The 24,687-nt window shown below is 74.5% G+C and carries 28 protein-coding genes and 1 tRNA gene; 10 read left to right on the top strand and 19 right to left on the bottom strand.

Annotated features, from left to right (window positions below; translation table 11 throughout):
• Positions 1 to 24: 24 nt before the first annotated feature.
• Genes CUT44_RS11520 through CUT44_RS11510 form a run of 3 tightly spaced genes read right to left on the bottom strand, consistent with a single transcriptional unit; the run spans position 25 to position 3,482 of the window.
• Positions 25 to 936 (bottom strand): SDR family oxidoreductase, encoded by a 912-nt coding sequence (locus tag CUT44_RS11520; RefSeq protein ID WP_100201835.1) that lies wholly within the window; start codon positions 934 to 936, stop codon positions 25 to 27.
• Positions 937 to 1,935, bottom strand: a complete 999-nt coding sequence (locus CUT44_RS11515) for an alpha/beta fold hydrolase (RefSeq protein ID WP_100201834.1) — start codon at positions 1,933 to 1,935, stop codon at positions 937 to 939.
• A complete protein-coding gene (locus CUT44_RS11510) occupies positions 1,932 to 3,482 on the bottom strand; it encodes a flavin-containing monooxygenase (RefSeq protein WP_100201833.1) in 1,551 nt (516 codons plus the stop codon). Before CUT44_RS11510 ends, CUT44_RS11515 begins: the two co-directional genes overlap by 4 nt.
• A 201-nt stretch (positions 3,483 to 3,683) precedes the next feature.
• Here CUT44_RS11510 and CUT44_RS11505 point away from each other — a divergent pair, with 201 nt between their 5' ends.
• Entirely contained in the window at positions 3,684 to 4,535 is an 852-nt protein-coding gene (locus tag CUT44_RS11505) for a MerR family transcriptional regulator (RefSeq protein ID WP_100201832.1), read from the top strand.
• Positions 4,536 to 4,591: 56 nt separating this feature from the next.
• The gene (locus CUT44_RS11500; protein WP_158239597.1) at positions 4,592 to 5,809 is read left to right on the top strand and encodes an FUSC family protein; all 1,218 of its coding nucleotides are present in this window, start codon (positions 4,592 to 4,594) and stop codon (positions 5,807 to 5,809) included.
• Here the strand turns inward: CUT44_RS11500 and CUT44_RS11495 are convergent.
• Positions 5,797 to 6,594, bottom strand: coding sequence for an exodeoxyribonuclease III (locus CUT44_RS11495; protein WP_100201830.1), 798 nt, complete (start codon positions 6,592 to 6,594; stop codon positions 5,797 to 5,799). The genes CUT44_RS11500 and CUT44_RS11495 overlap by 13 nt on opposite strands.
• A 23-nt stretch (positions 6,595 to 6,617) precedes the next feature.
• Between CUT44_RS11495 and CUT44_RS11490 the strand changes: the two genes are divergently transcribed.
• Together CUT44_RS11490 and CUT44_RS11485 are read left to right on the top strand one after the other, a co-directional pair.
• A complete protein-coding gene (locus CUT44_RS11490) occupies positions 6,618 to 7,097 on the top strand; it encodes a GNAT family N-acetyltransferase (RefSeq protein ID WP_100201829.1) in 480 nt (159 codons plus the stop codon).
• Positions 7,098 to 7,210: 113 nt separating this feature from the next.
• The gene (locus CUT44_RS11485) at positions 7,211 to 8,191 is read left to right on the top strand and encodes an arylamine N-acetyltransferase family protein (protein WP_100201828.1); all 981 of its coding nucleotides are present in this window, start codon (positions 7,211 to 7,213) and stop codon (positions 8,189 to 8,191) included.
• A gap of 113 nt (positions 8,192 to 8,304) precedes the next feature.
• On the opposite strand, the gene CUT44_RS33070 is transcribed toward CUT44_RS11485, so the two are convergent.
• Entirely contained in the window at positions 8,305 to 10,092 is a 1,788-nt protein-coding gene (locus CUT44_RS33070; protein ID WP_158239596.1) for a hypothetical protein, read from the bottom strand.
• Positions 10,093 to 10,280: 188 nt separating this feature from the next.
• Here CUT44_RS33070 and CUT44_RS11475 point away from each other — a divergent pair, with 188 nt between their 5' ends.
• Positions 10,281 to 11,039 (top strand): SAM-dependent methyltransferase, encoded by a 759-nt coding sequence (locus CUT44_RS11475; protein WP_100201827.1) that lies wholly within the window; start codon positions 10,281 to 10,283, stop codon positions 11,037 to 11,039.
• Positions 11,040 to 11,072: 33 nt separating this feature from the next.
• Here CUT44_RS11475 and CUT44_RS11470 read toward each other — a convergent pair whose 3' ends face one another.
• The 4 genes from CUT44_RS11470 to CUT44_RS11455 form a co-directional block, all read right to left on the bottom strand.
• Positions 11,073 to 11,351 carry a hypothetical protein gene (locus CUT44_RS11470; protein ID WP_100201826.1) on the bottom strand — a complete coding sequence of 93 codons (279 nt, stop codon included), beginning with the start codon at positions 11,349 to 11,351 and terminating at the stop codon, positions 11,073 to 11,075.
• 75 nt (positions 11,352 to 11,426) lie between these two features.
• Positions 11,427 to 12,062: a class F sortase gene (locus CUT44_RS11465; RefSeq protein ID WP_233221346.1), complete on the bottom strand. Its 636-nt coding sequence runs from the start codon at positions 12,060 to 12,062 to the stop codon at positions 11,427 to 11,429.
• A 5-nt stretch (positions 12,063 to 12,067) separates the two neighbouring features.
• Positions 12,068 to 12,910 carry a DUF4397 domain-containing protein gene (locus tag CUT44_RS11460; RefSeq protein ID WP_100201825.1) on the bottom strand — a complete coding sequence of 281 codons (843 nt, stop codon included), beginning with the start codon at positions 12,908 to 12,910 and terminating at the stop codon, positions 12,068 to 12,070.
• A 326-nt stretch (positions 12,911 to 13,236) separates the two neighbouring features.
• Positions 13,237 to 13,851 (bottom strand): sigma-70 family RNA polymerase sigma factor, encoded by a 615-nt coding sequence (locus CUT44_RS11455; RefSeq protein WP_100201824.1) that lies wholly within the window; start codon positions 13,849 to 13,851, stop codon positions 13,237 to 13,239.
• A 111-nt stretch (positions 13,852 to 13,962) separates the two neighbouring features.
• On the opposite strand from CUT44_RS11455, the gene CUT44_RS11450 reads away from it, so the two are divergent.
• The gene (locus tag CUT44_RS11450) at positions 13,963 to 14,976 is read left to right on the top strand and encodes a MerR family transcriptional regulator (protein WP_100201823.1); all 1,014 of its coding nucleotides are present in this window, start codon (positions 13,963 to 13,965) and stop codon (positions 14,974 to 14,976) included.
• A 210-nt stretch (positions 14,977 to 15,186) separates the two neighbouring features.
• Positions 15,187 to 15,660 carry a YxiG-like protein gene (locus CUT44_RS11445; RefSeq protein ID WP_100201822.1) on the top strand — a complete coding sequence of 158 codons (474 nt, stop codon included), beginning with the start codon at positions 15,187 to 15,189 and terminating at the stop codon, positions 15,658 to 15,660.
• A gap of 3 nt (positions 15,661 to 15,663) precedes the next feature.
• On the opposite strand, the gene CUT44_RS11440 is transcribed toward CUT44_RS11445, so the two are convergent.
• From CUT44_RS11440 to CUT44_RS33520, 4 genes are all read right to left on the bottom strand, one after another.
• Complete coding sequence (locus tag CUT44_RS11440; protein WP_107488050.1) at positions 15,664 to 16,512, bottom strand: GNAT family N-acetyltransferase; 849 nt, start codon at positions 16,510 to 16,512, stop codon at positions 15,664 to 15,666.
• A gap of 99 nt (positions 16,513 to 16,611) precedes the next feature.
• On the bottom strand, positions 16,612 to 16,737 hold the full coding sequence (locus CUT44_RS34505) for a hypothetical protein (RefSeq protein ID WP_269846176.1): 126 nt from the start codon (positions 16,735 to 16,737) through the stop codon (positions 16,612 to 16,614).
• The gene (locus CUT44_RS11435) at positions 16,734 to 17,219 is read right to left on the bottom strand and encodes a hypothetical protein (RefSeq protein ID WP_100201820.1); all 486 of its coding nucleotides are present in this window, start codon (positions 17,217 to 17,219) and stop codon (positions 16,734 to 16,736) included. The genes CUT44_RS34505 and CUT44_RS11435 overlap by 4 nt, the downstream gene beginning before the upstream one ends.
• Entirely contained in the window at positions 17,216 to 17,371 is a 156-nt protein-coding gene (locus CUT44_RS33520) for a hypothetical protein (protein ID WP_199185675.1), read from the bottom strand. The genes CUT44_RS11435 and CUT44_RS33520 overlap by 4 nt, the downstream gene beginning before the upstream one ends.
• A gap of 357 nt (positions 17,372 to 17,728) precedes the next feature.
• Between CUT44_RS33520 and CUT44_RS11430 the strand changes: the two genes are divergently transcribed.
• From CUT44_RS11430 to CUT44_RS11420, 3 genes are all read left to right on the top strand, one after another.
• A complete protein-coding gene (locus CUT44_RS11430) occupies positions 17,729 to 17,989 on the top strand; it encodes a GntR family transcriptional regulator (RefSeq protein ID WP_100201819.1) in 261 nt (86 codons plus the stop codon).
• 629 nt (positions 17,990 to 18,618) lie between these two features.
• The gene (locus CUT44_RS11425; RefSeq protein WP_408646733.1) at positions 18,619 to 19,218 is read left to right on the top strand and encodes an NUDIX domain-containing protein; all 600 of its coding nucleotides are present in this window, start codon (positions 18,619 to 18,621) and stop codon (positions 19,216 to 19,218) included.
• Between the two features lie 122 nt (positions 19,219 to 19,340).
• Complete coding sequence (locus tag CUT44_RS11420) at positions 19,341 to 19,820, top strand: hypothetical protein (RefSeq protein WP_100201817.1); 480 nt, start codon at positions 19,341 to 19,343, stop codon at positions 19,818 to 19,820.
• Positions 19,821 to 19,935: 115 nt separating this feature from the next.
• On the opposite strand, the gene CUT44_RS11415 is transcribed toward CUT44_RS11420, so the two are convergent.
• From CUT44_RS11415 to CUT44_RS11390, 6 genes are all read right to left on the bottom strand, one after another.
• A tRNA-Ala gene (locus CUT44_RS11415) sits at positions 19,936 to 20,009 on the bottom strand.
• A gap of 102 nt (positions 20,010 to 20,111) precedes the next feature.
• Complete coding sequence (gene sepX / locus CUT44_RS11410) at positions 20,112 to 21,281, bottom strand: divisome protein SepX/GlpR (protein ID WP_100201816.1); 1,170 nt, start codon at positions 21,279 to 21,281, stop codon at positions 20,112 to 20,114.
• 171 nt (positions 21,282 to 21,452) lie between these two features.
• Complete coding sequence (locus tag CUT44_RS11405) at positions 21,453 to 22,079, bottom strand: GNAT family N-acetyltransferase (RefSeq protein ID WP_100201815.1); 627 nt, start codon at positions 22,077 to 22,079, stop codon at positions 21,453 to 21,455.
• Positions 22,076 to 22,588, bottom strand: coding sequence for a MogA/MoaB family molybdenum cofactor biosynthesis protein (locus CUT44_RS11400; protein WP_100201814.1), 513 nt, complete (start codon positions 22,586 to 22,588; stop codon positions 22,076 to 22,078). The genes CUT44_RS11405 and CUT44_RS11400 overlap by 4 nt, the downstream gene beginning before the upstream one ends.
• The gene (gene moaC / locus CUT44_RS11395) at positions 22,585 to 23,103 is read right to left on the bottom strand and encodes a cyclic pyranopterin monophosphate synthase MoaC (protein WP_100201813.1); all 519 of its coding nucleotides are present in this window, start codon (positions 23,101 to 23,103) and stop codon (positions 22,585 to 22,587) included. The genes CUT44_RS11400 and moaC overlap by 4 nt, the downstream gene beginning before the upstream one ends.
• A gap of 138 nt (positions 23,104 to 23,241) precedes the next feature.
• Positions 23,242 to 24,687, bottom strand: a complete 1,446-nt coding sequence (locus tag CUT44_RS11390) for a molybdopterin molybdotransferase MoeA (protein ID WP_100201812.1) — start codon at positions 24,685 to 24,687, stop codon at positions 23,242 to 23,244.

Genomic DNA, 24,687 nt, shown 5'->3' with positions numbered 1-24,687 from the left:
GCCGGTTCGCCGCCTCGGCGGGGGTCAGCGCTCCGTGCCGGGCTCCGCGCCGGACGGCCGGCGGGCCCGCTCGTCCGCCGCGCCGCCCGCGCCCACCAGCCCGGTGCGGGTGCCGCCCGCGGCGGCCAGCCTGGGCGCGAAGCGCCGCATCTCGCGCTGCCCGACCCGGCCGACGATCCCGGGCAGGAGGCCGCGCACCGACTGCATGCCGCGCAGCCACCACTGCCCGTAGACGTGGAAGGAGCGGCGCTCGACGCCCGCCGCGATCCGTTCCACGGCCGGTTCCAGCGGGTACGTCCGGTTGGCCGGCCAGGGCAGCCGCCCGCGCAGTTCGCGCATCACCTCGTCCTCGTCGGCGCCCCGCACCATGTCGGTGTCGGTCCAGCTCAGATAGGCCACCCCGACCCGCACTCCCTGGTGGCCGACCTCCGCGCGCAGCGCGTGCGCGTACGCCTCCACCCCCGATTTGGAGGCGCAGTACGCGCTCATCATCGGGGCCGGGGTGAGCGCGGCGAGCGAGGCGATCTGCAGCAGGTAGCCGCGCGACTCGATCAGTGCGGGCAGGAAGGCGCGGGCGGTGGTGGCGCTGCCGAGCAGGTTGACCTCGATCACCCGGCGCCAGGCGGTCTCGTCGGAGTCGGCGAACGGGCCGCCGGCGGCCACTCCGGCGTTGGCCACGACGACGTCCACCGCCCCGAAGCGCTCACCGACCTCCCGGGCGACCCGGGCCATCGCGGTGTGGTCGGTGACGTCGGCGTGCCAGTGGGCGCTGTCGGTCGGCAGCGACGCGGAGACCCTCGCCAGCTCCTCCGGCTCCAGGCCGACCAGCGCGATCCGCGCGCCGCGTGCCGCGAGGCGGCGGGCGAGCAGTTCGCCCACGCCCCGGGCGGCGCCGGTGACCACCGCCACCCGGCCCGTGAGACTGTTGCGTGCCATCTACGACGACTCCTTCTCGGCGGGACGTGCGGGACGTGCGGAAGGCTCGGCGGACACGGAAGGCGTGCCCCCCGTCAGATGGTCGCGCACCAGGGCGGCCACGGCGTCGGCGACGGCCCGCGGCGCCTCGATCGGGGTCATGTGCCCGAGGCCGGGCAGTACGGTCAGGCCGGTGCAGTCCGGCAGGGCCGCGGCCAGCCGCCGGGCGTGCGCCGGCGGGGTGAGACGGTCCTTCTCCCCGGCCAGGACGGCGGTGGGCAGGTCCAGGGCGGCGAGGTTCGCGTCCAGGTCCAGCACCGCCAGGACCTCCCGGGCCCAGGAGGCGCGCACTCTGCGCGGGCAGGCGTGCACGATACGGGCGCACGCCGCGATCTGCTCCTTCGTCGCGCCGGGGCCCATGGTCGCGTACCGCAGGACGCGCATCCCCAGGGGTGTCACCGGGCCCAGCGGCAGACTGGAGCCGAGGACGGCCTTCTGGACGCGCAGACGCAGCCGGCCCGCCCGCAGCGGCACCACGGTGGACTCGGCCAGCAGTCCGGAGCTGCCGGTGTTGAGCAGCAGCGCGGCGGCGGCGCGCTCGCGCAGCTCCGGGCGGCCGGCGGCGGCCATGACCGTCATGCCGCCCATGGAGTGCCCGGCCACCACCGCCCGGGCCCCGGCGGCGGCCAGGACGGCGCACAGGTCGTCGGCGAGGGCCTCGGTGGTGTGGCCGCCGGGTCCGGCGGCCGGGGAGCGGCCGTGGCCGCGCTGGTCGTAGACGATCACCCGGTGCTCGCCGGCCAGCAGCCGGATCACCGGCGCCCAGAAGAGCGTCGAGCAGGTCCAGCCGTGCGCCAGGACGACGGTGGGGCCGTCCTCGCGGCCGTGCTCCTCGGCGTGCAGCCGGGAGCCGTCGGCGGAGACGACGGTCAGCTCGCGGCGCGGGGCGGGCGGTGCGTACGGCCCGGTGGCGGCCGGGCCGCCGTTCGTCGGGCCGTCGTTCGCCGGTTCGTCGTTCATCGGGTCCCCTCCGCGGTGCGCGCCGGCCGGCTGTCCTGGTCCGCGGTACGGGCGGGCGCGCGCAGCACCTCGTACTCGGCCGGGTCGATCTTTCTGGTGACCCTTCTGAACTCGGCGGTGGTGCCCGGCCAGACGGTCGTGTTGCGGCCGTTCGCGTCCAGGTACCAACTGTCGCAGCCGCCGGTGCTCCACACCGTGCGCCGCATGCGCTCCTGGACGCGGTCGTTCCAGGCGCGTACCGCCTCGGGGCGGGCGTCGAGCGCGACCCGGCCGGTCCGGCCGCCGGGAGCCTCGGCGGCCAGGGCGTCGAGCCGCCGCAGGTAGTCGACCAGGTAGTTGAGCTGGGCCTCGATGATGAGGATCATCGAGCTGTTGCCGAGCCCGGTGTTGGGCCCGATGACCGTCATGAAGTTGGGGAAGCCCGCGACCGTGGCGCCGCGCAGCGCCGCCATGCCGTCCTTCCACGCCTCGGCGAGCGTGACGCCGTCCGCGCCGGTGATCCGGTGGGCGATCGGCATGTCGGTGACGTGGAAGCCGGTGCCGAAGACCACCGCGTCCACCTCGGCCCCGGTGCCGTCGGCGGCCACCAGGGTGCTGCCGCGCACCTCCTTCAGACCGGAGGCGACGACGTCCACGTTGGGCCGCGCCAGGGCCGGGTAGTAGGTATTGGACAGCAGGATGCGCTTGCAGCCGATCCGGTAGCCGGGGGTGAGTCCGGCGCGCAGCGCCGGGTCCCGGACGGCCTTGTGCAGGTGGCGCCTGGCCAGCTTCTCCACCAGACCGAGCTGGGCCGGGTGCCGGGCGAAGGCGCCGATCTGGAACTCGCGGACCAGCCACAGCGCCCGGCGGCGCAGCGCGCCGGTGACGGGCACCCTCGCGTGCAGCCGGCGCTCGAAGCGGCTGGTCTCGCGGTCCAGGCGCGGCAGGACCCAGGCGGGGGTGCGCTGGAAGACGGTGAGCCGCTCCACCACCGGCTGGATCGCCGGGACGATCTGGATGGCGGAGGCGCCGGTGCCGATCATGGCGACGCGCTTGCCGCGCAGGTCGTAGCCGTGGTCCCACTGCGCGGAGTGGAAGACCTTGCCGGGGAAGCCGGCCAGGCCGGGGATGTCGGGAATCCTCGGGTCCGACAGCGGGCCGGTGGCCGAGACGAGCAGGTCCGCGGTGAGGCTCCCGGCCCGGGTCTCGATCTCCCAGCGCAGCGCCGCGGTGTCCCAGCGGGCCGCCAGCAGTTCGGCGCCGAAGCGGAGGTGGGGGCGGAGCCCGAAGGTGTCGGCGACCCGCTCCAGATAGGCGCGGATGTCCTCCTGCCCGGAGAAGCTCCGCGGCCAGTCGGGGTTGGGGGCGAAGGAGAAGGAGTACAGGTGCGAGGGCACGTCGCAGGCGCAGCCCGGGTAGGTGTTGTCCCGCCAGGCGCCGCCGAGGGCGTCGCGGCGCTCCAGGACGACGAAGTCGGTGACCCCGGCGCGGCGCAGCCGCACGGCGGCCCCCAGTCCGCCGAAGCCCGAGCCGATCACCGCCACCCGTACGTGTTCCCGTTCGGCCACGCCGCCCTCCCGACATAGGTGCCCCCGCGGGCAGAATATGCCAGCGATCACTGGCACTGTTGGAGAGTAGGACAGGAACGTACTCATGGGTAGGGGTGCGGAGCGGGAAGTTACCGCCGGTTGCACCTCCGCCTCACCGTCCCGCCCCACCGTCCCGCCCCGTCCGGCCGGGGGCGGCCCGCGCCGCATAGGCTTCCGGGTGTGGCGGACACGACGGGTCGGACGGCGGACGGAGCGGCGGAAGGGGCGGCGGACAGGACGGAAGGAGCGGCGGACGGGACGGGACGCGCGGAGTACCGCACGGCCGAGCTCGCCGGTGCGGCCGGCATCACCGTGCGCACCCTGCGGTTCTACCGCGAACGCGGACTCCTTCCGCCGCCGCGCCGCGAGGGCCGGATCGCCTGGTACGACGAGCACCACCTCGCCCGGTTGCGGACGATCTCCGAACTGCTGGCGCGCGGCCACACCCTCGGCGGCATCGCCGATCTGATCGACGCCTTCGAGAAGGGCCGGGACTCCGGCCGGGCCGCCGAACTGCTCGGGCTGGACGGCACCCTCGTCCCGCCCTGGTCGGAGGAGACCCCCGTCCGGCTCACCCCCGAGGAGCTGGCCGCCCACTTCCCCGGCGAGGTGACCCCCGAGAACCTCGCCGCCGCCCTGCGGCTGGGCTATCTGGCCGTCGACGGCGACGAGGTGGTCCATGTCAGCCGCCGGCTGCTCGACGCCTCCACCGCGCTGGTGCGCGAGGGCATACCGCTGGCGGCGGTGCTGGAGGCGGGACGCGTGGTCCGCGAGCACGCCGACGCCGTCGCCGGCCTGTTCACCGAACTGATCAGGAACCATCTGCTCGCGGACGCCCGCCGGCCGGCCGGCGCCGGCCCGGAGTGGCTCACCGAGGTCATGGACCGGCTGCGCCCGCTGTCCAAGCAGGTCGTCGACGCCGAGGTGGCCCTGGCCGTGGACCGCCGGATCCGCGCCGAACTGGAGAACTGGCCGCGGCCGGACGACGAGCCCGGAACCGGGACCGCGCCGGAACCGGACACCGGGGCCTGACCGGCCCGCGGGAACCGCCCGGCATGACGGGCCACCCTCGTGGCACCGGTATCTGCATGATGCATACACGCCCTCCGGCGCCGCGCGCCCGGGCCGCCGCCGCGCTCCGCGCCGTACGGGCGGAGGTCTCCTGGGCCGCCCGCGCCGCGCGCCGCGCCGGGCGGGGGCCGGGCCGGGAGCGCGACATGGTCGTCCAGTCGCTCAAGGCCGCGCTCGCCGCCCTGCTCGCCTGGTTCGCGGCAGCCTGGCTGCTGCCCGACGCCTTCGCCCTGATGGCGCCCTGGGTGGCCGTGGTACTGGTGCAGGCCACCGTCTACCGCTCGGTGCGGCAGGGCCTCCACCAGACCCTGGCGATCACCGTGGGCACCGTACTGGCCGCCGCCCTGGTCATCCCCCTGGGCCATCCCATGGCGGCGCTGGTCGTCGTGCTGCCCGTCACCACCCTGCTGGCCAACTGGCCGCGCTTCGGCGACCAGGGCATCTACACCTCCACCGCCGCCCTGTTCACCCTGATCCCGGGCGAGGCGACGCTCGACTCCGCCGTCTCCCGCATCCTGGCGGCACTGCTGGGCACGGCCGTCGGCGTCGGTGTCAACGCGCTGGTCATGCCGCCCGTCTACCTGCGCAGCACCCGCGAGGCGGTGGACGACGTGCTCCGCGAGGCGCGGGAGATCGTCACGGACCTCGCCGACGGCCTGGACGAGCCCTGGGAGCGGGACCGCGTCCGCGGCTGGCACGAGCGGGCCCGCCGTCTCCCCCGGCTGATCCGCGGCGTGCACTCCGCGATCGGCTGGAGCCAGGAGAGCCTGCGGCTCAACCCCGAGCGCCGCCGCCGCACCGAGGCCACGGCGCTGGCGGCGGCGTACGAGGAGACCCTGGACACCCTGGAGGACATCGCCGACCGGCTCGTCGGCCTGACCCGCACCCTTGTGGAGTCCGCTGAGGAGACCGACGACGACCTCCGCCCCGGCCACGGCGTCACCCGCCCGTACGCCGACTTCCTGCGGCAGGTCGACGCCGCGCTGGGCGCCTACGGGCGCACCGTCACCGGCGACGACACCGAGGCGGCCCGCGAGGAGCTGCGCGAGGCCGTCGCCGAGGTCCGCGCCGTCCAGGACCGGCTCCGCGCCGAGCTGCCCGGGCACGTCGCCGCCGTCCCCGAGGGGCTGGCGGTTTTCGGTCCGCTGCTGGCAGAGGCCCGCCGGCTCACCACCTGCCTGCTGCCCCGCGACCGGGACCGCGACCGGGACCGCGACTCCGGTCAGGAGCCGTAGACGACCGTCACCGGCGCGTGGTCGCTCCACCGGCCCGCGTGGTCGGCCGCCCGCTCCACGACCGCCTTCACCGCCCGCTCCGCCAGGCCCTCCGTCGCGATCTGGTAGTCGATGCGCCAGCCCGCGTCGTTGTCGAAGGCCCGGCCCCGGTAGGACCACCAGGTGTACGGCCCGTCCTGGTCGGGGTGGAGGCGGCGCACGACGTCCGCGTAGCCCGCCTCGTCGAGGACCCGGCCGAGCCAGGCGCGCTCCTCGGGCAGGAAGCCGGAGTTCTTCCGGTTGGCCTTCCAGTTCTTCAGGTCCGCCTCCCGGTGGGCGATGTTCCAGTCGCCGCAGACAACGACCTCCCGGCCCGCGGCGGCCGCGCGTTCGCGCAGGGCGGCCAGGTACGGCAGGAAGGCCGCCATGAAGCGCTCCTTCTCCTCCTGCCGCTCGGTGCCGACCTCGCCCGAGGGCAGGTAGAGGCTGGCGACGGTCACCCCGGGCAGGTCCACCTCCAGATAGCGGCCGGAGTCGGTGAACTCCGTCACCCCGAAGCCCACCTGCACCCGCTCCGGCGCGCGCCGGGTGAGCACCGCCACACCGGCGCGCCCCTTGGCGGCGGCGGGGGCGTACAGGGCGTGCCAGCCGGCCGGCTCGCGCACCTCGTCCGGGAGTTGGCCGGGCTCGGCGCGCACCTCCTGCAGGCACACCACGTCCGCTTCGGTGGCGGCCAGCCAGGGGACGTAGCCCTTCTTCGCCGCGGCCCGCAGCCCGTTCACGTTGACCGTCGAAATCGTCAGCACACCGGGCACCTTACGATGCGGTCATGCGCATCGTGCCCGCCGCCTACGACCATCCCGACGCCGTGAAGCTGAACGACATGGTGCAGCAGGAGTACGCCGAGCGGTACGGCGACGAGGGCGACATCACCCCGCTGGCCCCGGAGATGTTCCGGCCGCCGAACGGGCTGTACCTGATCGCGTACGACGCGGCGGACCGCCCCGTGGCCACCGGCGCCTGGCGGGCCCGGGACTCCGGCGGCGAGGGCTACCGGGACGGCGACGCGGAGATCAAGCGCATGTTCGTGGTCCGCGAGGTCCGGGGGCAGGGCCTGGCCCGCCGCCTCCTGGCCCTGCTGGAGGAGGACGCGCGGCAGGCGGGCCGGATCCGGATGGTGCTGGAGACCGGCATCGCGCAGCCGGAGGCGATCGCCCTGTACGAGTCGAGCGGCTACACCCTCACCGAGAAGTTCGGGCTCTACCGCTGCCACGACAGCAGCCGCTGCTACGCCAAGCCGCTGCGCTGAGCGTCCCGTCCCGCTCCTCCCCTCACCCGTGCGCCCCGTCCGCCTTGACCTCAAGTCCGCTTGAGGTCATAGCGTTGGTACCGCCACCGGCTCGCACAGGGAGGGCAGCCACCATGAAGCGCACCCCCACCCGCACCCGCATCCGTCCCCGTGCCGAGATCCGTGCCGGGGCCCGTACCGGAGCCCGTGCCGGAGAGGTCCGCCACTGGGACGACGGGTCACTGGACCTGGACGCCTATCTGGCCCGGATCGGCCACACCGGGGACCTCTCCCCCACCCCGGCGACCCTGCGGGCCCTGCACCGCGCGCACATCACCGCCGTCCCCTTCGAGAACCTGGAGATCGTGCTCGGCCGCCCGGTCCTCCTCGGCGTGCCCGCCCTCCAGGACAAGCTGGTCCGCCGGGCGCGCGGCGGGTACTGCTACGAGCACTCCCGGCTCTTCGCGGCGGTCCTGGAACGGCTGGGCTTCGGAGTGACCGCGCTGTCCTCCCGGGTGGACATGGGGAAGGGCCGTCCCGAGGCCGCGACACACGCCGTCCTGCGGGTGGCGACCGCCGAGACGGCCCGGACCGGGCAGGTGTGGCTCTGCGACGCCGGCTTCGGCAGCGGTCCGCTGGAGCCGGTCGAGCTGGCCGACGGCGCCGGGGTCGCCACCGGCGGCCGGGCCTTCCGCCTGGCGCGGCGCACTTCGGAGCTCGGCACCGGGGAGTGGGTGCTGCGCGAGCGGCGCGCGGCGGGAGCGCCGGGCGAGGAGTGGCGCGAGCTGCACTCCTTCGTGCCCGTCCCGCAGTACCCCGTCGACTGGGAGGTGGGCAACCACTACGTCTCCACCCACCCCGACTCCCCCTTCACCGGCCGCCCGGTCGTCCTGCGCAACGGCCCGGACGTCCGCCACGGGCTGTACGGCACCACCCTGGTGTCCACCCGCGCGGACGGCTCGCGCCGGGTGCGGGAGCTGGAGCCGCACGAGGTGCCCGGGGTCCTGGCGGACACCTTCGGCATCGTGCCGGCCGCGGACGACACGAAGGCGCTCGTCACGGTGCTGGAGCGGCTCTCCGTCCCCCGGACCGCCGAGGGAGCGGCGCGGGGGTGACGCGGGGGTGACGCGGGGCGCGCCGCCGGGGCCGGGCGCGGGAGGGGGAGCGGAACGGGGGTGCGCCACCGGACTGGTGGCGCACCCCCGTACGGGTTCCCGGCACGGCCCGGTCAGGCCACCGCACCACCGGTGCCGCCCGCGCCACCGGCCCGGCGGCCGCGCACGGCGAACACGACACCCGCGCCGGCGGCCAGCAGGACCAGCGCCGCGCCGCCCAGGACCAGCGCGCTCGTACCGGTGAGGGCCAGGGCGCCGTCCCCGGATCCGTCGCCTCCGGTGTCACCGCCGGTGGAGCCGTCGCCGCCCCCGGCGTCCGCACCGTCCTCGCCGGGATCCTTGCCGTCCTCGGCGTCCTCGCCGGGGTCCTTGCCGTCCTCGCCGTCCTCGCCGGGGTCCTCGCCGTCCTCGCCCGGGCCGTCACCGTTCCCGCCCGGGCCGCCGGTGTCGCCGGGGGTCTCCTCGTCGCCGGTGCCGTTCAGCACGATCCAGCCGGTGTCGTTGGCGGGGTCCCCCTCCCAGGGGTTGGCGCCGCCGCCCCACTCCGGCAGCCGGACCGCGCCCTTGGCGCCCCGGACGACCTTGTCGATCCGCAGCTCGAACGGGAACTCCTCGCTGTCCTTCTCCAGCAGCGGGGTTCCGGCCCAGCACAGGTACCGGTCGTCCCGCTCCCCGCCCTCCTCGTTGGACCGCCCGCACGCCCTGGGCGCCTCGGTGACCGTCGCGCCCTCGGGGATGTCCACCGTGAAGCTGACGGGCTCACCACCCGAGCGCAGCGCTCCGAGCCAGGCCGGGCCGTGGTTGTGCAGGGCGACGTCCACCGTCACCGTCTCGCCCTCGGCACCGCCGACCCGCTCGCCGGTGAGGTCGAGGTCGTAGCTGTTCCTGGTGGGGAAGTCCAGCTCGGCGTACTGCGCGTAGTCGCCGGGGTCGGCGTTCCCCACCGGCTCCAGTGTCAGCTTCCGGCCGTCGCCGCGGCGGTAGTCGGCGCCCTCGCGCAGCCGGTCCGCCTCCTCCGGGGAGAGGGCGGTGAAGTAGTAGTGGAAGATGTCGTTCAGCGCGAAGCCGGCCGTCTTCACCGCCACCGGCCTGTCCAGCGCGTACGCCGCCCCGGGGGCGAAGGTGCCCTCGAAGGTGCACAGGGCCACCCGCCGCATGCGCAGCAGGTCGCCCTCCTCCTCCACGGCGTACTCGCAGTTGCCGTACTCCTCGGGGAAGGACAGTCCGCGCGAGCCGCCGAACCGCAGGACGACCCCGTTCGCCGCCGTACCGCCGGCGTTGCGGAAGCCCAGCGGGGCCTCGTAGGTGTCGCCGGGGGCGAAGCCCGCGGGCTCGGAGAGCTCGCGCATCCGGAACTCCGGTCCGCCGACGAGCACGTCGACGGTGTGCTCGGTGAACTCCAGCCCCTCGCCCTCACCCGTGACGGTGATGGTGCCCAGGTCCCCGGCCTCGCTCTCCCCGCTGACGGCGAGACCGATGTCCCAGCGCGGGTTCACCTCGGTGCCGCCGTACAGGTCGTACTCGGTGCAGACGGCCACCAGCCCCTCGGCGCCGCACGGCAGGTTCACGTCGGCGACGCCCGCCATGCCGGTCGCGTCGATGGTGACGCTGTACTCCCCCCGGTGCACGGGTATGTAGACCCCGTCCTCGTCGGTCTCCGCCTCCCCCGGCCCCTTGAGCCGCAGTTCGATCTCCGGCTCGCCCTCGACGGGCTCGGCGTCGAGCGACAGGTCGTACGAGTCCGGCCCGGCGAAGGTCACCGGGACCGGCGCCGGCGGTTCGTCCGCGTGGGCGGTACCGACGGTGCCGGCGGCGCCGGCCGCCAGCAGAGCGGCGGTCAGTCCGCCGGCGGTCCACCGCCGCAGCCGGCGGGCAGGTCTGTGGGGTGAGTGGCGTCGCACTCTTCAACTCCTAAGGAAACAGCCGGAAGTGGGGGCACGAGGTCAGCGGCCCGGGACGGAAGACCGGCGACCGGTTCCCCGGGTTGTACTTGCCGTGGTCACGACTTGGCCGCGCTCCGGCCGGTGCCCGCCGCCGGCAGACCGGTAACCGGTACCCCCGCCCCGCCCGCCGGGCTACCGTTCGCCCGGTGACAGACCACGACGGGCCGCCGCACCTCACCCGGCTCGCCTTCCACGGTCCGCTCTCCGAGGAGCGCGCCGCGCGTGTCGTCCGGCGGCTCGTCCGCACCGGGCCCGCCACCGTCCTGGACGTCGGCTGCGGCTGGGGGGAGCTGACGCTCCGGCTGCTGGCCGCCGCGCCCCGGGCCACGGCCGTCGGGCTCGACACCGACGGGGAGTCCCTGGCCCGCGCCCGCCGCGCGGCGGCCGCCCGCGGGCTGGCGGACCGGGTGGAGTTCGCCGAGGAGTCCGCCCGGGGCACCGTCCGCGGTCCGGCCGACGTGGTGCTGTGCGTGGGCTCCGGACACGCCCTGACCGGTGCCGAACCGCCCGGTCACGTCCCCGCCGCGCTGCGGGAGCTGCGCCGGCTGGTCGCCCCCGGCGGCCGGGTGCTGTTCGGGGAGGGCTTCTGGCAGCGCGTCCCGGCCCCCGCCGAACTGGCCGGGATGTGGCCGGGGGCCTCGGCCGCCGACCACCCGGAGCTGGCCGGGCTGGTGGACGCCGCCGTCACCGCCGGTTTCCGGCCGGAGTGGACCGAGACGGCGAACGGGGACGAGTGGGAGGAGTTCGAGTCGGGCTACCAGGCCGACGCCGAGGAGTGGCTCGCCGCCCACGGCGACCGTCCCGGGGCCGGGGCGGTGCGTGAGCGGCTGGACCGCCACCGCGCCGCCTGGCTGCACTACCGGGGTGTGCTCGGCATGGCGTACCTCACTCTGATCCCGGCCTGAGCCCTGCCTGGGTCCTGCCCTGATCCCGCCCGGTCACCGCTCGCGGACGGGCCCCGTGCCGTCCGGTGCGTCCGTGCCGTCCCCCTCCGCGGTGACGGCGTCGGCGACGGCCTGCCAGACCCGCCCGGGAGGCCGGACCGCGTCGCCGCCCGGCGACGCGGTCCGGGCGGTGGCCACCAGTTCCTGGAGCTCCGCCAGTTCGGTGCGGCAGGCGGCGCAGTGCCCCAGATGGCATCCGGCGGTGTACGCCTCCGCCGGGGAGGCGTCACCGAGGGCGAGGGCGGCCAGGAGTGTGTGGTCGCAGCCGTCCACGCCGCCCTCCTCCCTCGCGCTCCCTCGTGCCCCTCGCGCTCCCTCGCGCGCTGTCCGGTGTGCTCCGCCGTGCGGTCAGTCCCCGGCCGGGACGGCGTACACCACCAGATTGCGCTGGTAGCCGCCGCGTTCGCGGTCGTAGGGGGGCGCGCAGGTGACCAGGGTCAGGACCGGCTGTCCGGTGCGCCGGAACACCTCGGCGGGAAGCCGGTCCTTGGCCACGGTCTCCCGGGCGGTCACCTCGTACCGTACGGCGGGGGCCCCGCGGCGGGCGACGGTCACGGCGTCGCCCGGGCGGATTCCGTACAGCTTGGCGAAGGCGCCCAGTTCACCGGTGCGGTCGTCCACATGTCCGACCAGGACGGCCGAACCGGCGTCGGCGCCGGGCGGCGGACCGTAGCGGTACCAGCCGGCCGAGCCGGCGTCGGCGGGGACCTCCACCGTGCCGCCCTCCTCGACCCCCACCGGGCCGACACGTGCCGTCAGCCCGAGCCGCGGGACGCGTATCCGCACCGGCTCGGCCGCGGCCCCGGAACCCTTCTCCCCGGCCGGACCGGCGGACGGACCGGCCGCGGGCGCCTGAACCCGCGGCCGGTCGCCGAATCCCTCTGGTGCGGCGGTCCCGGAGGGCCACAGCGCCCAACCGAGCATCCCCAGGACCGCCGCCGCGACGGCCGCGAGCGCGGCCCTCGCCGTACCGGAGGTGCGCACGGCCGTCAGTTGTCCCGTGCGTACCGGCGGCGCGCCACCAGCAGCCCGGCGGCCGCGACGGCGCCCGCGGCACCCCAGCCGAGCCAGGTGGTGGCGGCCTCGTTGGACTGCGCCATCGCTCCGCTCTCCCCGGCGTCCACCCCGGAGGGCGCGCCGTGCATGCCGCTGATCGTCTGGGTCTTCAACGCCAGGCTCTCGTCCTCGGCGCTGCCCCAGGCGTAGACGACGTTGTTCGTGCCCTCGGCCAGCTCCAGGTCGGCGGGGCCGAGGACCACGTCGTCGGTCCCGGCCAGGACGACATCGGCGCTCACCGTCCCGGCGGGCACCTCCAGCGACTCCTCGTTCGGGTTCTCCAGTCCCTCGATCACCGGGTCTCCGCCCGCCCGGACGTCCACGGCGGGCGCCGCAGCGACATGACGGACCGTCAGCCGGGACTGACCGGCCGGGATCTCGGAGGTGTCGTTGACGAACGCGGTGAGCATCGGGTCGCCCTGCGCGTTCAGATGGGCGGCGAGCGTGGCGTTCGCCCCGGCCGGCACCTCGACGCTCTTCTGGACGGCGGGCTCGCCGTCGGGGCCCTCGCCGTCGGCGAAGACCTCGATGTCGTAGGTGCCCGGGTCCAGGGACTGGGGCTCGGTGAGGGTGCCGGGCTCGAAGTCGGGAAGCAGTTCGTTCCCGTTGGCGTAGACGTCGACGGTCAGACCGGGGACGGCGTGGAAGACCGACACCATGGCCTTCTCGTCCTGGGCCGGGGCGGCCGCCGCCGAGGCGGGCAGGGCGGCGGTGAGGGCCAGCGCGCACACACCGGCGGCGGTGGCGGCGACGTTCCTGCTGCGCGGGTTCATCATCGAACTCCCTTCGTACGAGCCCCGCTCAACCGCGGGACTCTCACCCCCACTTCCGTGCGAGCGCCCTTCACGGATGCACCACACGACGGGTTTTCCGGATTTCTCGGCTTCCTCGGATCCACTGGTTCTCGTTGCTGTCCACTGGGTCGCCCGCCGGCTCCACCGGCCGGTCGCCGTCGCGCCGCCCACCGCCGTACGGCGGCGACACCCGTCCCCCGACGGCCCGTTCGCGGGCACCTGAGCCAGTATGTGGCGGCACCCGAGAACACGCCATATTTCACCTCAAATCCCTCAGATCACCAGCTCGCAGACCGTTTCACCACCGCTCAGCCCCGGTGACGGAGAGCGTCCAGCTCCCGGCGCAGCCGCAGCAGCCCCCGCCGGGCGTGGGCCTTGACCGTGCCCAGCGGCATCCCGGTCCGGTCGGCTATCCGCTGGTGCGTCAGGTCCTCGTAGAAGGCCAGGTAGAGCACCTGGCGCTGGGCCGGCGGCAGCCCGGCCAGGGCATGGGCGAGCAGGACGCGCTCCACGACCTGGTCGGGGTGCGGCCCGGACACCGCGGGCCCGCCGCCGGCGGCCGCCTCCGTCCGCTCGGCCAGCGCGCGGCGGCGGGTACGGGCGGCCAGCGCGTCGGCCACCGTCCGGCGGGTGATGCCGACCAACCAGCCCGGCAGTGTGCCGCGGTCGGGCCGGTAGCCGGCCCGGCCGCGCCAGGCGGCGAGGAAGACCTGCTGCGTCACGTCCTCCGCCTCCCGGGCGTCGCCCAGGGTGCGGGCGGCCAGCGTGTGCACGAGCGTTCCCCAGCGGTGGAACATCTCCGCCAGCGCCCGCTCCTCGCCGCGCGCCAGGGACCGTGCCAGCTCCTCCTCGGAGTCGGCCGCGCCGAAAGGGGCGGGGCCGGTCCGGCGGGGTGCCCTCTCCTGTACCGCTGTGGGCGTCATGATCTCTCGCTCCTCCCACCGGGCGCGTGGCGCGCCCCGGTACCGACACCGTCGGCGGGCATGACAGCGGAGAACAACTCGCATCGTTTCTGCATCGTTTACTCTGGCGCCATGGCAGAGCACCCCGGCCCCGCCGACCGCCCCTCCGTCGCCGGCCTGAGCACCGGCGCCGTCGCCCGGCGGCTGGGCGTCTCGCCCACCACCCTGCGCTCCTGGGACCGGCGGTACGGACTGGGGCCCACCGTCCGCGCGGACGGCCGTCACCGCCGCTGGTCACCGCGGGACATCGCCGTGCTGGAGCGCATGTGCCGGCTGACCGCCGCCGGGGTGCCCCCGGCGGAGGCCGCCCGCCAGGCCCGCGCCCCCGGCTCCCCGCCCACCCCCGCGCCCGAGCCGCTTCCCGCCGCCCCGCCGCCCCGCACGGGCGGGGGCAACACCCTTCCCGTGGGCGCCGTAGGTCCGGAGTGCCGGGGGCTGGCCCGCGCCGCCGTACGCCTCGACGCGCCCGCCCTGGACCGCCTGCTGGACCGGGCGATCACCGATCACGGGGTGGTCGCCGCCTGGGAGGAGGTGATCATGCCCGCGCTGCGGGCGGCGGGCCGCAAGTGGGCCACCTCCAACGGCACCTCCGACACCCCCTCCGGCGAGCGCTACGTCGAGGTGGAGCACCTGCTGTCCTGGCACGTCTCCTCGGCGCTGCGCCGCGTCACCGCCCGGCCCCGCCCCGGGCCGGAGCCGTCCCCCGCGCCCGGCCCCCCGCTGCTGCTGGCCTGCGCCCCCGACGAGACGCACACCCTCCCCCTGGAGGTGCTGACCGCCGCGCTGAACGAGCGCGGCCTGCCGGTACGGATGTTCGGCGCCGCGGTACCGCCCGAGGCACTGGAGGAGGCCGTACGCCGCACCGGCCCCGCCGCAGTCGTCCTGTGGTCGCAGACCCGGCGGACGGCGGACGCCACCCTGGTCCGCCGGATCCGCGCCCTCACCTGGGGCGTGCGCGGCGCCCGGCTGCGCCCCGCCGTGCTCGCCGCCGGCCCCGGCTGGCGCGGCACCCGCCTCACCGGCGCCGTCCGCCCCCGCGGCCTGCGCGACGCCCTGGACGTGCTCACCGCCGCGGGCGGCGCCTGAACCGCCCGCGGCCCACTCCGGCGGGCACGGCCCCGCGCGATACCCGGCCCGTCTCCGGTTCCGGCCGCGAGGCCACACACCGCGTGGGGCCACCGAAGCGGATGACAAGCAACGTCCCCTGCCGTCTTCCCTTCATCCGCCGGTACGCCCCGGACCGACCCCATACGACGCGAGACGCGTCAACGGGCGTCCCTGCGGTAGAACGCCACCATGGACACGGCGGTACTCCAGCAGCGGCTGGACGAGATCTTCGACCACGCCCTGGTGCACCACGGCTACACCGGCTACATGCGCGACTACGAGGTCGTCGTCCACCTGACCGCCGCACCCTCCACCGGCATCGAGCCGGCCTATCTGCGGTACCTCTTCCGCCACTGCGTCGAGGCACGGTGCGAGACGACGGTGCCGCCCGGGACCTGGCGGGTCTCCCTGGACGACCGTCTCACCGACATCGAGACCGCCGACGGCCTGGACGGGTACGTCTGGGGCGTGAAGTGGCACGTCCTGTACCCCGGAGCGAAGCTCCTCCCCCCGTCCCGAGCGGTCCGGCAGTGGGAGGAGGCCGTCGGCATCGACTTCCACCGGGTGCTCATCGAGACGAACGCCCACCGGCTGACCCTGCTCTTCTCCGACCTGAAGGTGAGCGAGGTCCCGGTCGGCTACGCCCCCTTCGTCACGGACTAGCGATCAGCCGCGTTCAAAGCAGTGCGAGCGGCCTACGACCGAGAAACCCCGGCGCTCGTACCAGTGGCGAGGCCAGTCCGCCGCATCGGCGATGAGAAACCGCGTGCCGCAGTCCGCGTCGACGGCCAGACGCAGGGCGGCGTTCAGGACCGCGTCGGCGTAACCGCGTCCGAGATGGACCTCCGAAGTGACCAGGTCCTCTATCTGAGCCATACCCGTCGCACGGTCCAGATAGAGGTCGGCCCACGATGCGACCTCGCCTCCCTCGGTGTGCGCGCCGATGAAGTGGACGACGTCAGCGCCACGGTGGCGGACCTCTCTCCGGTCGACGAGGTGGCGTATGACCTCGTCGTCGACGTCCGGGAGGAAGTTCCGCCACTGTTCGGCGAGCGGGGCCCGGATCGCGTCGAGGCTCACCTTCCCCGCGTCACGGCCGTGCCGCGTCACCGGTCCGTCGTGCTGCATCACCAGGAGGGTGGAGTGGGTGTACCCGGACCGGAGCAGCGCTTCCGCACACGCCGTTCCGACCTCGTCATCGAGGACGGAGATCATACGGTGCGGTAAATGCCCCAGTGCCTCCTCTGCGACGGCGGGCAGTACGCCGGCGTCGACGACCGTGTCGATGACGATCTGGTTGTTCGCGCGGGAATGCGCGAAGGCGTCGTCATACACGGCGAATCCGCCGGGGACATCGACGCTGTGTGCGGCCTGGTTGCGTGCGAACGCCGACAGGAAGGCGTTGATCCGCCGGAGAGTCCGCGCCGTGACGCGTTCCTCCGGCACACCTTCCGCCGGTACGTGAGTCTGCCCCTTGTAGCCGCTGACGGTGATGCGTCTGACCCTGGGTGACATGGCCTCAATCTATCGACTGGTGCTGTCCGTCCGTATCCGACACCGGCCGCCGTACGGCTCCGGGCGGGGAGGTGAGGCCTTCCCCGCCCGGGGTTCCGGCTATCCGGTCGTGCCCCGCCGCGCGGCCTGCAACAGCAGGATCATCGCCACAGCCGAGGCGGCCACCAGCACGGCCGTCCAGGTGACCGACTCCAGCCGCCCGCGCCGCCGCACGTGCGACATCATGTCCCGTCCCCCGCCCGCTCCCGCCCGGGGCAGGCGAACAGCGCCGCCCACTCCTCCGGCCCGGCGATGCGGTGGGTGTGCGCCGACACCGCGCGGCTCTCGTACGACCAGCCGCCCGGGGTGTCCGCCAGCACCCGCACATGCACCGGATCGTGGTAGGCCGGTGGCGGCAGACAGCCGCGCATCCCGCGCAGTATCGCCGGAACGTCCCGCCCGACCAGCACCCCGTACTCCACCCCGGCCACCGCCCGCGGCGCCTCCGGCCGCAGCGTCCAGCACAGCCGGTACCACCGCTCCCCCACACCCTCAGCGGCCTCCCCGGCCGGGGCGGTCACCCGTCCCTCGTCCGCCGGGTGGCAGCCGCACCCGCACACCAGGTGCCGCAGCCCCGGCACCCCGCTCTCCCGCGCCGGGAAGTCCCCGCACTCGCCGTGCCGCCCGATCGCGCACGGCGCCGACCGGTACTCCTCCGCCCCGCTCACCGCGCTCCCCCGGCCGTGCGCAGGTGAATGTTCCGGGTATCCACATCCAGCCCCACCGTCGCCAGCCACAGCACCCGCCGCCTGCGCTGCCGCACGGCCCGCTCGTACGCCGCCCAGTACGGCCGCACCAGCGCCGACTCCTCCCCCGTCAACGCTCCGCCCTGCTCCCGGCTGTACGGCGAGCACCGAACGGGCACGCGCCCGGCCGCGGACGTACGGCCGGCAGCCGTCGGGCACCCGGACGGCGGTGCCGCCGCCCTCCGGTGCCGCCCGGAGGGCGGGAACATCCGGACCAGAAGCCGCAGAAGGGCAAGGCTGCACGCCCGGCCCAGGGCACCCCCTGTAGGGTTCCCCACTGTCATCAACTCCTTGGAAGTTGGTGGCCACGCCCCCGGACCGTTCCAGCGGTCGCGGGGGTCCTTCATATGGTGAGCGTACACCTAGCATACCTAGCATGCTAGGCAGAGCATGTCTCGCAGCGATAACCACACCGTGCTTACCGTGACCCAGTGATCGACTACGCGTCTGACGTGCCGCGATGGAAGCAGGTGGCCGATGTGATCCGAGCCCGGATCACCGATGGCACCTATCCGCCACGCAGTCGCGTACCGTCCGTGATCCAGTTGCAGTCCGAGTTCGGAATCGCGCAGGCCACGGCACAGAAGGTTCTCTCCCGACTACGGGATGAAGGTGCGACGTACACAGTGCCGGGGCTTGGCTCGTTCGTGGCCGAGCAGCCGACGGCGGGCAGCGAGAGCGAACAAGACTGAGGCATCAGACGACGCGGTGCTCTCCCCGCAGGGCGGGCTCGTCGCCGTTCCAGTAGACGTGCGCCTGACCGGGGACGCCTCCCACCGCATCCCGACCCGCCACCGGGGTCAGCACGGGTCGGAGTGCGAGGTGGGGCGGTGCCGAGTGCACCACCTCTGCGCCTACGGCAACCCCGCGCCTGCTCCCCCGCGCACGCGGACGACCTGCCCACCCGCAGCAGATTCACGGGCACGGCCCCACGCGAGTGAGCGCGTTCAACCTGAGCCGACCGCCCCCGGAAACGAGTGGCTGCGCTGCTCCGCCCGGTGCGGATCGGTATCCAGTGGGACCCTGGCGCGAGCGGTCAGGGAGACGTTTGCGGTTCTACCCGAACCGGCTGCCGGACACGGGGCGCAGACGGGCGACGGCGGAAGGGGACGGGGAGGGGCGGTTGGTCTGGACACCTGGGGTCCCCCATGCCGAAGGCAAGGGGAGTTATTTGCGGCCAATGAGAGGGCGACAAAGCGTGACGCGGCAACGGCCGTAAATAATGCCGTCCAGACCGACCGCCCCGGACCGGCCCCGCCCCAGTCGGCACCGCACCCGCACCCGCACCCAGAACACCTGGCCCACCGCCGAAAGGACCCTCGTGCCCCAGTCCCAAAACGGTGCCCGGTCCGAGGCGCTCAGGCCCACGCTCGAATCGACGACCCTGCTGGTCGCGGCTGTCATCGTCCACGACAGGGCCACTGACCGGATCGTCCTGCTCCAGCGCGGCCCCCGGTCCGCGTTCGCCCCGGGCCTGTGGGACCTCCCCACCGGCAAGAGCGAACCGGACGAGCCCGTCACCGGGACCGCCGTACGCGAGCTGCGCGAGGAGACCGGCCTGACCGTCGAACCCGATTCCCTGCACGCCGTCCACCTGGTCCACGGCTCCCCGCGGCCCACCGCACCCAACGGCTTCCTCACCGTCGTCTTCGCCGCCCACGAGTGGGCCGGCGAGCCGGACAACCGGGAGCCCGAGAAACACGCCCAGATTCGCTGGTTCGATACGGCCGCCCTGCCCGGCAACCTCGTGCCCTCCAACGCCCGCGCTCTCCGCGCCTACCTCAACGACAACGGCACCGGGCTCTCCCTGCACGGCTGGGACGGCCGACCCGGCGACACCACCCACGCCGGACGGCCCGTCAGCCGTCCCCGGGCAACGAAACACGTCGAGGCCCCTCCCGCTGATCTCCAGTTCCACTGACGGACGGAACGGACCCGATCACCGGCGATCGGCCGCGGCGGGGTGTGCGCGACAGGTCCACCGCTCCGCGCTCCTCTTTCGGGTGAGGGCACCAGGGCAAGTTTCAAAGTAGTTTCAAAGTCATGAGTACCGAGAACGCAGCCGTGAACTTCTCCGAGCTGGTGAACAGGAACAAGCAGACGCTTGCCCGACTCAAGGAATCGCCGAGGCTGCTCCTGCATCGCAGAGACGGCGAGGATCTGGTCCTCACCACCGCGGCGCGGGCCGAGCAGGATCAGACCGTGGTGTCGGCAGCCACCCGGATGCTGGCCTCGCTGGCCCGCCGGGAGCCCGGCGGCATGGAACTGCTCCTCGGCATACTGCCGGACGTCTTCCCCTGGGTTCGTTTCCTGCCCGAGCCCGATCTCCACGCCTTCACCGTCGAGCTGGTCGACACCATGCGCGCCGCCGACTCGCTCGGGAACAGCGCGTCCGTCGCCCAGTTGCTCATCACCTGGCAGCACACCGCCGAGGTGCACTCCGACCCCGAGCTGCTGGCCGCACTGACCAGGGATCACGCCGAGGACTACGGCCCGGCAACGAACCCGCGGGATGTCGCATGACCGGCACGCCGCCCAGAGCGTGAACGGCAGAAACGACGAAGACCCCGACCGGCCATGAAGACCGACGGGATCTCGTCAACTGCTCCCAAGCGAACGCGAGAGCAGCCGGATGTTGTGGACCTGAGGGGATTTGAACCCCTGACCCCCTCGATGCGAACGAGGTGCGCTACCGGACTGCGCTACAGGCCCCTGCAACGGGTGAAACCCTAGCATCCTCACCGCCGTGCGCGGAAATCCGTTCCGCGCTGGTCATGCCCCGGACCGGCGCCGGAGAGGGGTTGGGCGGGCGGGTCACTCGTTGGCGGCGCGCGGGCGGTCCTCGTCGGCGTACTGGTCGAACAGCGGGGTCTGGCTGCGCCGGGAGGAGGAGCGGTCGGACCGGCTCCGGTCGGACCGGCCGGACGGCGCGGCGGGCGCCTGGGCGGAGGTCGGAGTCTGAGCCGGGGCCGGCGTCGGGGCCGTGGCGGAACGGGCCGAGCTCCAGGCGTCCGGGGCGTCCAGGTCCACGCCGCCGGCGGTGCGCGGGGCGACCGGGGCGTTGACGTAGGTGGGCAGCGGTACGGGGGTGGGCTCCCAGCCGCCGTCCGCCGAGCCGGGGGCGCGCTCGCGCCGCTGGGAGTCGACCCACTCGGCGTGGTCCGTCTGCTCCACCAGGGCCCGCCGCTCGGCGGCGGCCCTCGGGTCGGTGTCGGGAACGGGCGCGGGCGCGGGCGCGGCCTCGGCCCCGGCCCCGGCCCCGGACTTCGGCTGCGACTTCGGAGCGGCCGGCGGCGCGGCGGCGCGGTTCTCGCGCAGCCGGCGGGCGGCGGCCTCGGCACGGCGGCGGTCCATGACGACGACGAAGCGGCGGCGCTCCTGGGCGCGCAGATGGGCGATGTACGCGCTCAGCAGCCCGGCCGGGATCGCCGGGGCCCACAGGAAGGCGACCCCGCCGACCGCCGCGACGACCGCGCCGAGCGTGAAGGCGAGGAAGAGCCCCATGGTGGTGCGGCGGCGGCGGGCCAGCAGCCTGGCCCGCTTCCGGCGGCCGGAGTCGTCGGCGCGGTCGTCGCGGTCACCGCGGCCGGTACCTCCGGCACGCTCCGGGTGCGGGCGCACCTGGGTGGGGGCCTCGGCGCGGGTGATCGCCGTGCGGGAGAGGATCTCGTGGTGCTCGGTCACGGGGTCGGCGAGGGCACGCACGTCCACACCCGCCACACCGTCGGCGGGCAGGCTCGTGGCGTCGTCGTCGGTGACCGCCCCGCTGACCGCGAGGTCGCCCTCCTCGCGCCCGGCCGCCTCCAGCTCCCTGGCGCAGCGGCGCTCCATGGCCGCTCGGCCGGAGAGCAGCCGGATGGCGGTGCCGAAGCGCTCCGTCGGACGGGCTTCGTTGAGCTCGTCCTGCCGACGGAGCCACATCGGCACGAGGTAGGCGGCCCAGGCCCCGACGATGACTGCGTAGATGAGGCCGCTGCTGCTCACCCCCCACACGGTAGAGGGATTTCCCGGGAGCGATAGGCCAATTGGCGCGGTGTGTCGCACGATCTGGCTGATATCCCTACCGTTTTTTGCGTTTGTCGGATCACTTTTCCGCAATTATGTACGACGAGTAATCAGCGGGTCGCCGCCGGACAGGAAAATCGAACATTTATTTTATTTTCGTGGCGCACCTGGTCTGGACCTCCGGTGCCAGCGGTCCAGCAGCCCCTCGGGGACGTCCTCCGTCGTCAGCGCGTACACCAGATGGTCCCGCCAGGCGCCGTCGATGTGCAGATAACGCGGCCGGAGCCCCTCCTCCCGGAATCCGAGTTTCTCCACCACCCGGCGGCTCGGTCCGTTCTCGGGACGGATGCAGACCTCGATCCGGTGCAGTCCGACCGTGCGGAAACAGTGGTCCACGGCGAGCGCGACGGCCGTCGGCATCACCCCGCGCCCGGCCACCTCGTGATCGACCCAGTAGCCGATATGGCCCGAGCACATCGACCCCCAGGTGATCCCGGCGACCGTCAGCTGGCCGGCCAGCCGCCCCTGGTGGTCGACGACGAACGGCAGCATCCGGCCCGCCTGCGCCTCCGCCCGCAGATGGCGCACCATCTGCCGGTACGTCGGGCGACGCGGCGGCAGCCGGCCGGGCAGGGCGGGCGGGACGGTGGCCTCCCAGGGGCGCAGCCACTCACGGTTCCGGTGGTTGACCTCGCGCCAGGCGCGGTGGTCGCGCAGCCTTATGGGGCGGAGGGCGACATCCCCGTCCGCCAGCTCGACCGGCCAGAACGCGTTCAGCTCTGGTCCTTCCTGGGGTGGTCCCCGCCGTGGAGCTGGTCCACGGCGTGCACCAGCAGCTTCTCCAGGACGGCCAGCCCGTCGCGCACACCGCCGGCGGAGCCGGGGAGGTTGACGATCAGTGTGGTGCCCGCGACGCCCGCGGTGCCGCGCGACAGCGCGGCGGTGGGGACCTTGGCGAGTCCGGCCGCGCGGATCGCCTCGGGGATGCCGGGGATCTCGTGGTCCAGTACGGAGCGGGTCATCTCCGGGGTGCGGTCGGTCGGGGAGATACCGGTGCCGCCGGTGGTGAGCACCACGTCGTAGCCGCCGGCGACCGCCTCGCGCAGCACCCCGGCCACCGGCTCGCCGTCCGGGACGACGCGCGGCCCGTCGGTGGCGAAGCCCAGTCCCGCCAGGGCCTCGGCCAGCAGCGGCCCGGTGGTGTCGGCGTAGACGCCCGCGGCGGCGCGGTTGGAGACGGTGACGGCCAGGGCGCGGCGGACGGGGGCCGGGGAGCCCGGGTTCACGACCGGCTCCAGTCCCCGGAGGCGCCCCCGGTCTTCTCCTCCACCCGCACGTCCGTGATGACGGCGCCCTTGTCCACCGCCTTGACCATGTCCACGACGGTGAGGGCCGCCACCGACACGGCCGTCAGCGCCTCCATCTCCACGCCCGTGCGGTCGGTGGTGCGCACCGTCGCCGTGATCTCCACCGCGTCGTCCGCCACCACCAGGTCCACCTTGACCCCGGAGAGCGCCAGCGGGTGGCACAGAGGGACGAGGTCGGGGGTGCGCTTGGCGCCCATGATCCCGGCGATCCGGGCGGTGGCCAGCGCGTCGCCCTTCGGTACGCCCGCGCCGCGCAGCAGCTCCACCACACGCGGCGCGACGAGCACCCGGCCGGTGGCGCGGGCGGTGCGGGTGGTGACGTCCTTGGCCGAGACGTCGACCATCCGGGCGGCCCCCGTCTCGTCGACGTGGGTGAGGCGCCCGGCCGGGCCGGGCGGACTGGCGGTGGGGTTCCCCTGCTGCGCGCTGCTCATCACTCTCCTGTGCGGCGATCCGTTCCGGTCGGTCGCCGGTCAATTGCCGAACACCTGTCGGACAACTGTCGGACAGGTGTCAGACAACTGCCGAACGACAACCGACAACGGTACCCGCAGGCGCCGGTGGCGGTCGGCTCACTCCAGGAGCACGACCTCCAGTTCGTCGCCCCGGGCTACCCCGGTGGTCTGCTCGGGTACCACGATCAGCGCGTCGGCACGCGCCAGGGAGGCCGTCAGATGGGAACCCGCGCCGCCGGCCGGGCGTACCGTGCCGGTCTTCTCACCGGGGGCCGGCGGGGTGTAACGGCCGCGCAGGAACTGCCGTTTGCCGTCGGGTGAGGTGAGCGGCCCGTCGCACTCGACGCGGGCGCGGACCGTCGGGCGGGAGACGGGCTCCAGCCCCATCAGGGTGCGCAGGGCGGGACGGACGAACAGCTCGAAGGAGACGTAGGAGCTGACCGGGTTGCCGGGGAGGGCGAACAGCGGGGTGCCGTCGGGGCCGACCAGGCCGAAGCCCTGCGGCTTGCCGGGCTGCATCGCCAGCCGGCGGAACTCCACACCGCGGGCGGGGGTACGGGCGGGGGCGGAGGCGGCCTCGGATCCCTCGGCGGCGTCGGTGGCGGCGGCGGTGGCGGCGGGCTCGGCGGAGTCTCCGTCTCCGTGCTCGTGCTCGTCCCCGGGGCGGACCGGTTCGGCGCCGCCCAGCGCCGTACCCGCCAGATCGGACAGCGCCTCCTTCACCACGTCGTACGCCCCCACGCTCACCCCGCCGCTGGTGACGACGGCGTCGGCGCGCACCAGCTGGTCCTCGATCACCTCGCGCAGCGCGGGCGCGTCGTCGGCCACCGCGCCGACGCGGTAGGCGATGGCGCCCGCGGCCCGGGCGGCGGCGGTCAGCGCGAAGCTGTTGGAGTCGTGGATCTGCCCGTGGCCCAGCGGCGAGCCGGGCGGGACCAGTTCGCTGCCGGTGGAGAGCACCACCACGCGCGGGCGCGGCCGTACGGTGACGGTGCCTTGGCCGATGGCGGCCAGCAGGCCGATCTGCGCCGGGCCCAGCACGGTGCCTGCGGTCAGCGCGACCGAACCGGCGCGTACGTCGCTGCCCTTGTCCCGCACGTACTGCCGGGCCTCGGCCGGCCGGTGGACACGGACCCCGCCGCCCGCCCCGGACGGGTCGGCGCGGTGAGCGGCCATGGCCTCGGCGGGGCCGCCGCCGGTACCGCCGTCGGTCCACTCCACGGGGACGACGGCCTCGGCGCCGGGCGGCAGCGGGGCGCCGGTCATGACCCGGGCCGCCTGGCCCGGGCCGACCTCCGGCGCCCGCCCGGTGCCCGCGGCCACGTCCCCGACGACCCGGAGCACCGCCGGGTCGTCCTCGCTCGCCCCGGCCACGTCGGCGACCCGCACGGCGTAGCCGTCCATGGAGCTGTTGTCGAAGGGGGGCAGGGAGACGGGCACCAGGACGTCCTCGACGAGGACGCAGCCCTGGGCGTCGAGCAGTTGCAGCTCGATCGGCTCCAGCGGCCGCACCGACCGCAGGATGTCGGCCAGGTGCTCGTCGACGGACCAGGTCTCGCTCAA

The organism is Streptomyces carminius (genome assembly GCF_002794255.1).
Classification (GTDB): Bacteria; Actinomycetota; Actinomycetes; order Streptomycetales; family Streptomycetaceae; genus Streptomyces; species Streptomyces carminius.
The sequence above is the reverse complement of the archived record's forward strand: the minus strand, read 5'-3'. Positions and strand labels throughout refer to the sequence as shown.